General features: G+C 72.4%; 11 protein-coding genes and 2 pseudogenes. 10 read left to right on the forward strand and 3 right to left on the reverse strand.

All coding sequences use genetic code 11. The features are described from left to right. Positions 1-22: 22 nt before the first annotated feature. Complete coding sequence (locus AB0O53_RS29560) at positions 23-208, reverse strand: hypothetical protein (protein WP_350999739.1); 186 nt, start codon at positions 206-208, stop codon at positions 23-25. 275 nt (positions 209-483) lie between these two features. Here AB0O53_RS29560 and AB0O53_RS29565 point away from each other — a divergent pair, with 275 nt between their 5' ends. Continuing rightward, positions 484-663: a hypothetical protein gene (locus tag AB0O53_RS29565; RefSeq protein ID WP_350999741.1), complete on the forward strand. Its 180-nt coding sequence runs from the start codon at positions 484-486 to the stop codon at positions 661-663. Positions 664-686: 23 nt separating this feature from the next. Further along, positions 687-1,379: pseudogene (locus tag AB0O53_RS29570) on the forward strand (IS110 family transposase); the annotation flags it as partial. Between the two features lie 249 nt (positions 1,380-1,628). Here AB0O53_RS29570 and AB0O53_RS29575 read toward each other — a convergent pair. Then, positions 1,629-1,853, reverse strand: coding sequence for a hypothetical protein (locus tag AB0O53_RS29575; RefSeq protein ID WP_365199692.1), 225 nt, complete (start codon positions 1,851-1,853; stop codon positions 1,629-1,631). A 138-nt stretch (positions 1,854-1,991) separates the two neighbouring features. Here AB0O53_RS29575 and AB0O53_RS29580 point away from each other — a divergent pair. Then, positions 1,992-2,396, forward strand: a pseudogene (locus AB0O53_RS29580) (transposase); the annotation flags it as partial. A gap of 64 nt (positions 2,397-2,460) precedes the next feature. Here the strand turns inward: AB0O53_RS29580 and AB0O53_RS29585 are convergent. Next, entirely contained in the window at positions 2,461-2,649 is a 189-nt protein-coding gene (locus AB0O53_RS29585; protein WP_359123714.1) for a hypothetical protein, read from the reverse strand. Between the two features lie 212 nt (positions 2,650-2,861). Between AB0O53_RS29585 and AB0O53_RS29590 the strand changes: the two genes are divergently transcribed. The 7 genes from AB0O53_RS29590 (at position 2,862) to AB0O53_RS29620 (ending at position 12,675) form a co-directional block, all read left to right on the forward strand. Continuing rightward, positions 2,862-5,570, forward strand: coding sequence for a helix-turn-helix transcriptional regulator (locus AB0O53_RS29590; protein ID WP_365199695.1), 2,709 nt, complete (start codon positions 2,862-2,864; stop codon positions 5,568-5,570). Between the two features lie 171 nt (positions 5,571-5,741). Beyond that, on the forward strand, positions 5,742-6,422 hold the full coding sequence (locus AB0O53_RS29595; protein WP_365199698.1) for a response regulator transcription factor: 681 nt from the start codon (positions 5,742-5,744) through the stop codon (positions 6,420-6,422). Positions 6,423-6,523: 101 nt separating this feature from the next. Then, positions 6,524-6,712, forward strand: a complete 189-nt coding sequence (locus AB0O53_RS29600; protein WP_350999752.1) for a hypothetical protein — start codon at positions 6,524-6,526, stop codon at positions 6,710-6,712. 198 nt (positions 6,713-6,910) lie between these two features. Further along, on the forward strand, positions 6,911-8,464 hold the full coding sequence (locus AB0O53_RS29605; protein ID WP_365199701.1) for a multicopper oxidase family protein: 1,554 nt from the start codon (positions 6,911-6,913) through the stop codon (positions 8,462-8,464). 218 nt (positions 8,465-8,682) lie between these two features. Then, positions 8,683-11,265: an amino acid adenylation domain-containing protein gene (locus AB0O53_RS29610; protein ID WP_365199704.1), complete on the forward strand. Its 2,583-nt coding sequence runs from the start codon at positions 8,683-8,685 to the stop codon at positions 11,263-11,265. A 7-nt stretch (positions 11,266-11,272) separates the two neighbouring features. Next, complete coding sequence (locus AB0O53_RS29615) at positions 11,273-11,479, forward strand: MbtH family protein (RefSeq protein ID WP_365199707.1); 207 nt, start codon at positions 11,273-11,275, stop codon at positions 11,477-11,479. A gap of 122 nt (positions 11,480-11,601) precedes the next feature. Beyond that, the gene (locus tag AB0O53_RS29620; RefSeq protein WP_350999761.1) at positions 11,602-12,675 is read left to right on the forward strand and encodes an FUSC family protein; all 1,074 of its coding nucleotides are present in this window, start codon (positions 11,602-11,604) and stop codon (positions 12,673-12,675) included. Positions 12,676-12,733: the final 58 nt, after the last annotated feature.

The following is a 12,733-nucleotide window of genomic DNA, read 5'->3' on the forward strand; positions in this document are numbered from 1 at the left end:
GGGTCCGTCCGGGGGCGGGCGGTCAGTTGCCGGCCGGCGGCCGTCGGTCGGCCGACGGCTGCGGAACGGGGTCCGCACAGCCGGTGGTCATCCAGTCGGGCACCGTCAGGTCCCGACCCCGGACACCGTGGGCACCGGTCTGTCCGCCGCCGGATTCCTCCGTGCGGGGGTCGAGCCGGAACGCGTCGCTGAGGAAGTGCGTGCTCATGGGGTCTCCTTCCCGATCCGCCCGGTGAGGCGGTCCCACCGGGCGCGATCACTCTAGGAACGGACGGTTCCGGCAGCTGTCCTACGATCCGACGGTCCCCGGGACGACAGAAGGCGATCCGGCCCCGCACCGCCGCCCACATCCCGTCGGCTGTCCGCCGGCCCGCCCGGCCGGCCGGCTGTGCTCCTCACGTTCATCCGGTCGCATGACCGTGACCGGTCGCGGCGGGAGGAACGATGGCTGCATTTCCGCTCGCCCTGTTGGGAGGACCCCTCATGGACAACACTCTTGCCGTCGCCGGTGGCCTGTGGCCCGGCCAGTCCCTCGCCTTCGAACCGCTGGAGGTACCGGCGGCCGAACAGGACGCCTGGACGAAGACCTTCTGCGTCTTCTGCATGGGCACCTGCATGAAGGCGAAGACGGACGTGCCGCCGCGCCGCGAGCGCCGCACCTAGGGGGTGTCCTACCGTTCAAGCGGGTGCATCACCACTGCGTGGTGATCGACGCCCGGGGCAACCGGCTCCTGTCGCGCCGGGTCCTGAACGACGAGACGGTACTCCTGGACCTGATCGCCGACGTGCTCGCGATCTCCGAGGACATCTTGTGGGCGGTGGACATCAACCACGGCGGCGCGGCCCTGCTGATCGGACTGCTGCTCGACCACGGCCAGCCGATGGCATGCCTAACCGGCCTGGCGGTCCACCAGGCATCCGCTGGCTACCGCGGGCAGGGCAAGACCGACGCCAAGGACGCCTTCGTCATCGCCGACCAGGCTCGGATGCGCAACGACCTTGGCCGCCTGCGGCCCGGCAACGAGATCGCGGTCGACCTGCGAACCCTGACCAGGCGCCGCACCGACCTGGTCTGCGACCGCACCCGGCAGATCAACCGACTCCGGGGCCGACTACTGGAGATTTTTCCGGCGCTGGAGCGGACACTGACGGTGACGACCCGTGGCCCGGTCCTTCTGTTGACCGCCTACCAGACCCCGGCCGCGATCCGCCGCAGCGGCGTCAAGCGCATCGAAACCTGGCTCAGGAACCGCAAGGTCAGGAACTCCTCGGCCATCGCCGCGACCGCAGTGGAGGCCGCTGCCGGCCGGCAAACGGCTCTGCCCGGCGAGAAGCTGGCCGCCGCCATGGTGGCCCGTCTCGCGAAGGGAATCATCGCCCCGTACTCGCCCTGCCCCGCCGACGGGCCAACGTTCTCCGGGCGATGATCTGTGACGGAGCGTTCTATCAACCGGCACCTGTTGGCGTACACATGAACTTGCCCAGTCACGTACGGATGAACGCGCCCACCTGGTGATGTGCTGGACCGGTGGATCGCCCGCGCAGCACCCGCGCCCACGACGAAGGCCCGACAGGTGGCTGGGCCCCCTTGTGCCCGACTACACCTCGTTGAAGCCACGCGACGCGTCCTAGATGTCAGCCTCGATGACGACCACCCAGAAGCTCGTCACTACGTAGTGGACCATTACGCGGTCTTCCCAGGCCGAGCGCGTCACAGCGTCGCTCGTGTAGGCAAGGTGACTGTCGGGGCCTTCGGGCTCGGCTGCGATCCTGGCAACGAGATGCAGGAACTTCTCCCGGTCCGCCGCCGGCATGTAGTCACGGAACCGCACAACCTGCTCGGTGAACTGCACGCGTCTCTTCATCAAAGCAGGATTCTATGGACATGGTGAGGTCCCCTGCCAGGAATATCGGCCGGGGCCTACAGGCCGGAGGTCGGAGACGAGGCCAGATTTGTCGAGCGCCAGGATGGTGCGGCAGTCGCAGCAAGAGTCACCAAGGTCCACCTGGCCGCAGACGGCCGGGCACGACCGTTGGCCCTGACTGTCACCGCGGGCCAGGCCGGCGACGCACCGGCCTTCGAAGCGGTCATGTCCCGCATCCGCGTGCCGCGAGGCGGCCCGGGCAGGCCCCGGACACGGCCGTTGGCCGTGCTCGCGGACCGGGCCTGCTCCTCACGCGCCATCCGGTCCCATCTGCGACGACGCGGGATCCGCGCGGTCATTCCGCAGCCGTCCGACCAGGTCGGCCACCGCCTGTGGCGAGGTCGTCGAGGCGGCCGCCCGCCCGGCTTCGACGCCGAGGTCCACAACCAGCGGAACACCGTCGGACGCTGCATCAACCGGCTCAAGCAGTGGCGCGGCCTGGCCACCCGATGCGACAAGCTCGCCATCGCGACCCGCACCCCGATCACGCACGTGAGCCGGTACCCGCAGGTACCGGCTCACGCACGTGCTGCGCTCAGCGGTCCGTGCGCGCGGCCTCGCCGGAGTCGCTCGCCGGCGGTTCGACGAAGGTCGCCGGAGCGCTGAAGCAGTAGATGCAGGAGCAGCCGCGTTCCCTGGTCCCGGTGCGGGGCAGCGGCGTCGGCAGGAAGCCGAAGTCGGTCGTGCCCGCTGCGGCGGTCGGCATGAGCGTGGTCTCGGACATGATTCCTCCTGAGATGAGAGGGAGATGGGGTCCGGACCAGCACAACAGGCCCGGGCCGCGGACCCGGTCCTCCGATCGGACCACGTGGGGGACGTATCGCCGCGCACCCCGAGACCTCGGCCGCGCCCCGGATCCCCCGGAGTCCGACGACGACACCCCGCGTCGTCCCATCGGAGGACCCCGGGAACACGCCCGGTCCCTTTACTGGCCCGATGACCGACACCCACGGCTCCGGCGCCACCTGGCCGTTGACCGGGCGGGGTACGGAACTGGAGCAGTTCGCCGCCGCGCTCGACGACACCTCGCTCGGCGCCTTCCTCGTCTTCGGACCGCCCGGCGCGGGACGGTCCCGGCTGGCCGCCGAGTGCCGGCGCCGGGCAGCGGACGCCGGGCACCCGGTGTCCGTCGCCCGCGCCACGGCCGCCGCCGCACGGGTGCCGCTCGGAGCCCTCGCGCACCTGCTGCCACCGGACGTCTCCCCGAGGCGGCCGGCGCAGCTGTACGCCCGGGCCTCGGCCCATCTGCCCCGGCCGGCCGGGCTCCGCGGCCGGCCGGTGCTGTGCGTGGACGACCTGCACCTGCTCGACACCGCCTCGACGGTCCTCGTCCGCCAACTGCTGGACGCGGGAAAGGTGTTCGTACTCGGTACCGTCCGCAGCGACCTCCACGACACCCCCGGTGCGGCGGCGACGGCCGTCATGGCCGAGCAGGACTCCGTCCGGCGCGTGGACCTCGCACCGCTCGACGAGGCACGGACCGCCACGCTGCTGAGGGACGTCCTGGGACGGCCCGTCACCGGCCGGGCGGTCAGCCGGCTCCACCACCTGTCCGGAGGCATGCCCCTGCCGCTGCGGGAACTCGTCCGAGCGGCCCTCGCCCGGTCCACCCTGACCAGCGACGGGACCGTGTGGGACCTGACCTCCCCGGACGTCCCCCTCACCCCGCACCTGGCAGGACGCCTCCGCGCGCAACTCCGGGCCGTCGCACCGACCCGGAAGCTGGAGGTGCTCGCGGCCTGCGGCCCCTGTCCCCTGGCGTACGCGCTGGAACACCTCGATCACGAGCAGCTCACGGCGCTGGAACGCGCGGGGCTGGTCACCGTGACGCGCGACGGACGACGGACCTCGGTCCGGCTGGCCCAGCCGCTCCACACGGTCGTCCTGCAACACGACATGCCGGAGGTCCGCAGCCGCCGCCTCCTGCTCCACTACCTGGCGTGGAACGAGGAGCACGGCTCCCGCAGGAGCGGCGACCGCGGCATGCGGGCCACCCTCACGCTCCGGGCCACCGGCCACAGCCTGCCGGGTGCCATGGCCGAGGCGGTCCGGCACGCCGCCGACCTGGAGGACCTCGACCGGGCGCGCCGGCTCCTGGAGTCCGTACCAACCACCCAGCGCGACTACGAGGCCCTGCACCTCCTGGGCCAGGCGCTGTTCAGAGCCGGGGACTGCACCCGGGCGGAATGGGCCCTCGCCCAGGCCGCCGCGCTCGCCGACGACGAGCGGGAGGTCCGTGACACCCTCGCCGCGCGCGTGCACAACTTCGTCTACGGGCTGGGCGGCGCCACGGACCGCTGCCGGGCGGCCATCGAGGAGTGCGGCTCGCGCGTCACCACGGCGGTCGGCCGTGCGGAGCTGTCCCTGCTGAGGGGCGCGGCCGCCTTCGGGGCCGGCGAGTTCCGGAGCACGCTGGACCTGTGCACGGCCTTCGAACGCTCCCGGGCGGCCCTCGAACCCGCGACGGCACGCCTCACGGTGCGCGCCCAGCTCCTCGAAGCCCTGTCCCTCGCCTGCCTGGGCCGTGCCGACGAGGCGGTGGCGGTGGCCCGCGCAGCGGCCGGTACGGCGATACCGGTGTCCGCCCGCGACCCGTACGCGGAAGTGACCGCGGCCGTGGCCCGGGACACGGTTCTGGTCAACGCCCTGACCGCCGCCGGACGGTACCGGGAGGCACTGGCCCACGGTCAGCGGCCCCGGCCCTGCGGCGGACGGCGCCCGTTCGATCCGTACGAGAGCAGATGGCTGGCGATGGCGCTGGGACGGGCCGCGCTGGCCGGCGGCCGGCTGGAGCAGGCGCGCCTGCTGTTCGCCGAGGTGGTCCGGGCCACCCGCGCCCAGCACGCGGCCCTGTATACCGAGGCCCTGTTCCTGCAGGCCGCCGCCGCGGCCCAGCAGGGCGACCTGGAGGCCGCGACCTCGGCCCTGGAAGAGGGCCGGCGGGCCGTGCCGTCGGACGCCGCCCCGGACCACGCCTTCGCGGCCGCCCCGGACCACGCCTTCGCCGCAGCCTGGACCGCCGCCTGCCGGGGCGAGGTCGGCCGGGCCCGGCACCTGCTCACCACCGCCGCCGAACAGGCGCGCAGCCGCGGCCACACCTGGCGCGAATCGGTCCTGCTGACCGATCTGACCCGACTGGGCGGAGCGGCCGAGGCGGCTCCACGGCTGTCGGAGATCGCCGCGGAGCTGCCCGAGCCCCGCCACCTGGCCCGCTCCGCACTCGCCCGGGCATGGCGCGACCGCGATCCCGACGGCCTGCTGGAGCTGGCGGACCGCTTCCACGCCTGCGGGGCCGACCTCCTCGCCGCGGAAGCGGCCTGCACCGCCGCGGCGTCACTGCGCACCCAGGGTCGTGAACGCCTGGCCCGGGCCGCGGCCCGGACCGCCTCGACCTTCCTCGACCGGTGCCAGGGAGCCCTCACCCCCGTGCTGCGCGTCGCCCAGGCGGCCACCCGCCTGAGCGAGCGGGAGACCGAGATCGCCCTGCTGGCCTCCCGCGGCGTGTCCAACAAGCAGATGGGCGCCGACCTGCACATCTCCCCGCGCACCGTGGAGAACCACCTCAACCGCATCTACCACAAGCTCGGCGTCGGCGGCCGTGGGGACCTCGCGGCCGTACTCCGGCCGAACGGGCACGCGCCGTAGCCGGCCCGTTCGGCCGGCCGCCGCTTTGGGTGGTGGGTACTCACGACCGGCGGACCCCGCCGCCCCTAGTTTTCGACCGGGCGGCACGGTGCCGCCGTACCAGCGGCACCAGCCGCGCCCGTCCCGAACCGTGGCGATCCGGCCCCGCACACCCGAACGGAAGTACGCGACATGCCCCGTATCCTCCTGGTCGAGGACGATCCGGCGCTGCGCGAGATGACCTGGCTGAGCCTGGTGCGCCGCGGGCACGAGGTGGCGGCCTTCGGCACCGGGGAGGAGGCGCTGGCGGCCCTCACCAGGTTCGGGCCCGACCTCGTCCTGCTCGACGTGGGGCTGCCGTGCCTGGACGGGTTCGCGCTCTGCCGGCGGATACGCGAACGCCATCCCGTACCGGTGATCATGGTGAGCGGGCGCGGTGAGGAGAACCACGTCGTCGAGGGCCTCGACACGGGCGCCGACGACTACCTCGTCAAACCGGCCTCGGCGGACGTCGTCGAGGCCCGGATCAGGGCGGTGCTGCGGCGCACCGGGCCGATGGCCGCGGCGCCGCAGCACGAGGTCCACGGCGGACTCGTCATCGACCGCGCCGGGCTGACCGTCCGCAAGGACGGCAGGCCGCTGTCCCTGACCCCCTCCGCACTGCGTCTCCTGCTCCACCTGACGGAGTTCCCGGGCCGGGTCTTCAGCCGCGCCCAGCTCCTCGACCACATCGGCAACCACGAAGGCGCCGCGGACACGCGCATGGTGGACGCCTGCGTGCGCCGCCTGCGCCACGCGGTGGAGGACGAGGGCCAACACCCCCGCTACGTCCAGACGGTCCGCGGCTTCGGCTATCGCTTCGGCCCCCTGTGACCTCCTCCCGCCCATCGTCCGAAGGCAGGACACCCGGCACCGGGGGCCGGTGGTGTGCTGGACGAGGCGGAAACCCGCACCCACCCCTCACGGGAGGAACCATGAACGCCGTTACCACCAGGACACCGGCCGCCCCGGGCCGGTCCACCGAAGACCTCGCACTGATCCCGCTGCCCCACTGGCAGATGATGGCCGAGAGCGTCCTGCGCAAGGACGCCTGCGGCGGCCTGTGCATCCACGCCTGCTTCACCCGGGCGTCGTCCGTCCCCGTCCGCCGCCACGCGGCATAGCCGTCGACAACCGTGCCCGGGCCGTCTCGGCCCGGGCACCGTCGCGCGCCGACGAAGCCGGGCAGGAGAGGACGCCAGGACGCGCGGGGGGCTGGTCGGGCGAACTCCGCGGGGTCACCCGCCCGTGTTCCGCGCCTCGTCGTCACGAGGTGATATCTGGAGCTGGAACACCGGACGAACCCCCGAGGAGAGACCGAAATGCGGCCCCGACTGACAGCGTTCTGGGCGACCGTCTTCCTGCTTGCCGCCTTCTTCACCACGGCCCAGGCACCCCCTGCCGACGCGGCACTCGCCGGCGCCGGTGTGCGAACGGACCGGAATCCTCCCTCACCGCTGGGGCCCCGTCTGGAGGACCCGCCCGAAATCGTGAGCCACCACGGGATCCTGCGGGCGTCCATCACGGTGGAACGCAAGCGGGTGCAGGTCGGCGACCAGATGCTGTACGCGCTCACGTACAACGGCCGTTACATGCCACCCACGCTCCGGGCCCGGCCCGGCGACGTCATCGAACTGCGGATGACGAACCGTGTGGACCAGGACACCAACATCCACCTGCACGGACTGCACGTGTCCCCGCGCCCTCCGGCCGATGACATCTTCATCGCCATCCCGTACGGGCAGTCGCGCGACTACCGGTACGAGCTGCCGAAGAGCATCCTGCCGGGTACGTACTGGTACCACTCCCACGCGCACTTCTACTCGGCCGCGCAGGTGGCGGGCGGGCAGTCCGGCGTGCTCATCATCGACGATCTCCGCCAGTACCTGCCGGACGATCTCAAGGACATCACCGAGCACACCATCGGCCTGAAGGACGACCAGGTCGACGGAGACTCGATCAAGACCTCGCCGCTGAGCATCGGTGCCGCCACCAACCGGACCGTCAACGGGCAGCAGAACCCCGTCATCCACATGCGCCCGGGGGAGACGCAGCTGTGGCGGCTGGCCAACATCGGCGCCAACATCTACTACAAGCTCCACCTCCCCGGCTCCACGTTCCACGTGATCGGCCAGGACGGGCACCCGGTGAGCCGGGTGTACTCCGCGAGCAGCCTGGTCATCGCCGCCGGAGCCCGGTTCGACGTCCTGGTGCAGGCCGGGCAGGAGCCGGGGGTCGCCCGGCTCGAGACGCTGCCCTACGACACGGGGCCGGCCGGCAACCAGTTCCCGCAGGCGGACCTCGCCACGGTGCTGACCGAGGGCAAGCCGATGAAGCCGGCGAGGCTGCCGTCCCGGTTCGGCCCGGAAATGGACCTGTCCCACGCGGAGGTTGCCGCCCGCAAGACCGTCACGTACACGGAGAACGCGGACGGGACCGAGTTCTACATCAACGGCAACACCTACGATCCCGACCGGATCGACTTCACCTCACGCCTGAACACGGTCGAGGAGTGGACCGTCCAGAACAACACCGACGAGCAGCACTCCTTCCACGTCCACACCAACCAGTTCCAGCTGATGAGCGTCAACGGGGCACCTGTCAGTGCGTCGCGCGGCTGGTACGACACCGTGACGGTGCCCGTCAGGGGCACGGTCGTCATCCGTACCAAGTTCCTCGACTTCACCGGAAAGACGGTCCTGCACTGCCACATCCTGAACCACGAGAACATGGGAATGATGGCCGTGCTGGACATCGTCCGCCACGGTGTCCCGAGCCAGGCCCCCTCGGGCCCGGGCGCCGCCGGTCCCAAGGGACCGGGCCACACCCCCTCGGGTCACCAGCCCTCGGGTCACGGCATGCAGCACGGCGGATGACCCCCGGGGAGTAGGTCCCCGGCGCGACGGAGCCCCCTGCCACAGCTACGCGGCAGGGGGCTCCGTCGCGTTCGTCCGGGATCCCGCCGGTTGCGCAGCGTGACGGCCGCGATGCGTCCTCCCCCCGTTCGTCCGGACGGAGGGAGCGCCGGACCGGCCCGGATTCCTAGCGTGATCGGGTCACCGGCCAGAACTCCCGATTGCGAGAGTCACCAGCGATGAGTCGTCCCGACACACCTTCGTCCCTCCCGTCCGACACCACCTTCCCGGGTCTCTTCGAGGGGCAGGTCGCGCGTACGCCGTGCGCGACGGCGGTCTCGGGCCCGGACGGTGCGTTGACCTACGCCGAGTTGAACGGGGCGGCGAACCGGCTCGCGCACCATCTGATCGGTGCGTACGGGATCGGTCCGGAGGACGTGGTGGCCCTGGCGGTGCCCCGTTCCACTCTGACGGTCACGGCGCTGCTCGCGGTGCTGAAGGCGGGAGCAGCGTACCTGCCGCTCGATGCCGCCCATCCGGTGCAGCGTACGTCCGCGATCCTGGAGGCGACGCGCCCCCGGCTGTTGCTGACCACCACGGAGCAGGCCGGCCTGCTGCCGCGGACCGGTACGCCCCTGCTCCACCTCGACACGCTCCTGCTCGCGGGTCTGCCTGCCACCGACCCCACCGACGACGACCGCACCACACCCCTGCACCCCCAGCACCCCGCCTACCTCATCCACACCTCCGGCACCACCGGCACCCCCAAAGGCGTCGTCATGCCGGCCGAAGCCCTGCTGAACCTGCTCCTGTGGCACGCCGAGGAAGAGGAGACGAGGGAGGCCGGGAACACCGAAGCTCCGCCCGTGGTGGCGCTGTTCACCTCACTGAGCTTCGACGTCTCGGTGCAGGAGATCCTCTCCGCCCTCACCACCGGCAAGTCCCTGGCCATCCCGGACGAGGAGACCCGGCGGGACCCGGACGCCTTCGCGAGGTGGCTCGACAAGGAGCAGGTGGGCGAACTCTTCGCCCCCAATCTGGTCATCGACTCGACCGCCGAAGCCGCCGAGCGCGCAGGACTGTCCCTGCCGTCCCTCCGCACGATCGTCCAGGCGGGGGAAGCACTGGTCCCGGGACCCGCCCTCCTCCGGTTCCTCGACGAGGAGCCCTCCCGCCGCCTGCACAACCACTACGGCCCGACGGAGACGCACGTGGTGACCGCCTGCGAGGTCCCGTCCGACACGGCACGCCGTCCCCAGGACATCCCGCTGGGCGACGCCCTGAGCAACGTACGGGTGTACGTCCTGGACGAGGGGCTGTGTCCGGTGCCGCCCGGTGCGGTCGGTGAGGTGTATCTGGCGGGCACGGCTCTGGCGCGTGGCTATCACGATCAGCCGGCTCGTACGGCGGAGCGGTTCGTCGCCGACCCGTACGGTCCGCCCGGTACCCGCATGTACCGCACCGGCGACCTCGCGGTGCGCCACGCCGACGGCACCCTGTATCACCGCGGCCGCAGCGATCACCAGGTCAAAATACGCGGGTTCCGGATCGAGCCCGAGGAGATCCGGCACACCCTGCTCCAGCACCCCGACGTCCTGCAGGCCGCGGTCGTGCCCCACACCACCCCCGACGGCGACACCCGCCTCACCGCCTACACCGTCACCACCATGACCACCGACGCGAGCACGGCCACCGCGGAGTTGCGGGGTTGGCTGGAGGACCGGCTGCCCGCGCACATGGTGCCGGCTGGTTTCGTGGTCTTGGACGCCCTGCCCCTGACCCCGCACGGCAAGCTCGACCGCAAGGCCCTTCCCGCGCCCCCGACTCCCGCCACCAACCCCCGGGGACGTCTGCCCGGCACCCCGGAGGAGAGCGTCCTCGCCGGCCTCTACGCCGAGGTACTCGGAGTTCCCGCCGTCACGATCGACGACAACTTCTTCGAACTCGGCGGCCACTCACTCCTCGCCACCCGACTCATCAGCCGCATCCGCACCACCCTGCACACCGAACTCCCCCTCACCACCCTCTTCCAGCACCCCACCATCGCCGGCCTCACCCCCCACCTCCACCACCCCTCCACCGGAACCCACGCCACCGACGTCCTGCTGCCCCTGCGCCAAGAGGGCTCCCTGCCCCCGCTGTTCTGCGTCCACCCCGGCGCCGGACTGAGCTGGTGCTACGCACCCCTGGTCCCGTACCTCGACCCCGACCGGCCGGTGTACGGCCTCCAGAGCCCCGCCCTCACGGACCCCGGCTTCGCCCCCACGAGCGTCGAGGAACTGGCCCGTCGGTACACCGTGCACCTGCGCAGCATCCAGCCCAGCGGCCCCTACCACCTCCTGGGCTGGTCCTTCGGCGGCCTGGTCGCACACGCCATCGCCACCGAACTGCGTGCGGCAGGCGAGGACGTGGCGTTCCTCTGCGTCGTCGACGGCTACCCGGCCGAGGCGTTCCCCGAGGAAACCGGACCGCGCACGGCAGGACCGACCGAGGACGAGGGGCTGACGGCCCTCCTCGCCGCGACCGACCGCGCACTGTGGCCGTCGCTGCGCCGCGGCTTCGCCCACCACCTCCGGGTGGCCCGCACGTACCGGCCGCGGCGGCTCGCCGGCGACCTGCTGCTGGTCTGCGCAGCCCACGACGGCCCGTGGCGACGGCTCCACGAAGCCTGGTACCCGTACGTCGCCGGCGATTGCACCACGGCGCGCGTCCCCTGCGGACACCACGACCTGTTCTCACCCGGCTGGATCGGCACCACCGGACCCCTCGTGGCCGACGCCCTGCGCACGGCCACCACCCCCCGCACCGACCGCGAAAGGTGACACCCCCATGAACCCCTTCGACAACGAGGACACCGACTACGCCGTGCTCGTCAACGACGAGGGCCAGTACTCCCTGTGGCCCCGCTGGAAGGCCGTGCCCGCGGGCTGGAGCGTGTCCCTGGAACGGGCCGGACGGCAGCAGTGCCTGGACCACGTCGACGCCCGGTGGACGGACATGCGGCCCACCAGCCTCGTGCGGTGGACGGGGGGCTGACCGTCCGCGCCCCGCGCGGCAGGGTCCTCCGGCCGATGGTCCGATGGCAGGACCCCCGGGGTGGCCGGCCGCTGGTGTGCTGGTCCCGACCGTGTCGCCCGCCCGCCCGCAAAGGACCCCGCATGGACCGCCCCGGCCCCCGCGCCGCATCACGTGCCGTGCGCCGGTACCTCCCCGGAACCGAAACCGTCCGGGCGGCCGTCGCGCTGGCCGCGCCCCTGGCCGTGGGACTGGCCTTCCACCACCCCGAGTACGGTGCGCTCGCCTCCCTGGGCGGCCTCTTCGGCGTACTCGCCGCCATGGCGCCCGCCCGCCGGACCCGGCTGCGCACCGTCACGGCCTGCCTCCTGCTCGGCGCCGCGGGCGCTGCCCTCGGCGGACTCGTCGACGGCCGCGGCTGGACGGCGTTCGGGGTGCTGACGGCCCTGGCCCTGCTGTCCGGGATGCTCTCGTCACTCGGACGCACCGCCTCCCTGGCGGGGCTGATGCTCCTGCTGAACGCCGTCCTGGCGGCCGGAGTACCACCGTCCACCGCACCGTGGTGGCTCCCGCCCCTCCTGACGGCCGGCGGCGGCCTGCTGGTCCTGGTCCTCTGCGCCCCCACCGGGCCCCCGGAGCCCCGCACCCGGCACGCCCTCACCGGCGTACCGGCCCGCCGGTTGCGCGCCTTCCTCCGCTCGCCCGCACCGTGGCGCTACGGACTCCGGCTCGCCGTGTGCGTGGGGCTCGCCGAGGCCCTCGTGCTGCTGATGCCGTACGAACGGGCCTACTGGGTGCCCGTCACCGTGGTCTTCGTCCTCAAGCCGGACCTCGGTTCGGTCTTCTCCCGCGCCCTGCTGCGGGCCGTCGGCACCGCCGCGGGACTCGTGGCGGCCGTAGCCGTGTTCGCCGCCGTACCGCGCGGCTGGTGGGAGGTGCCCGTGCTGATGCTGCTGGGCGCGCTGCTCCCCGTCCTCTCCCGCCGCGGCTACGGCTTCCAGACGGCGGCCATCACCCCCGTGATCCTGCTGCTGTCCGACCTGAGCAACCTGGAGGGCACCGAGCTGGCCGGGCAACTGATGGCGGACAGCCTGATCGGCTGCGCGATCGCACTGGTCGTCGGCCACGCCCTCTGGCCGGGAGCCCGGCGTACCGCCCGCGACACCGCGGGTGCCGGCGTCGGGTTCGTTCGTCCGGCCGGGGGACCGATCGGATGACACCGCGGGAGGAGCCCGGCAGGTTCAGTGGAGGGACCGGCGCAAGCGGATGCGGGGG

Origin of the sequence: Streptomyces erythrochromogenes, assembly GCF_040684695.1 — a bacterium.
Classification (GTDB): Bacteria; Actinomycetota; Actinomycetes; order Streptomycetales; family Streptomycetaceae; genus Streptomyces; species Streptomyces erythrochromogenes_C.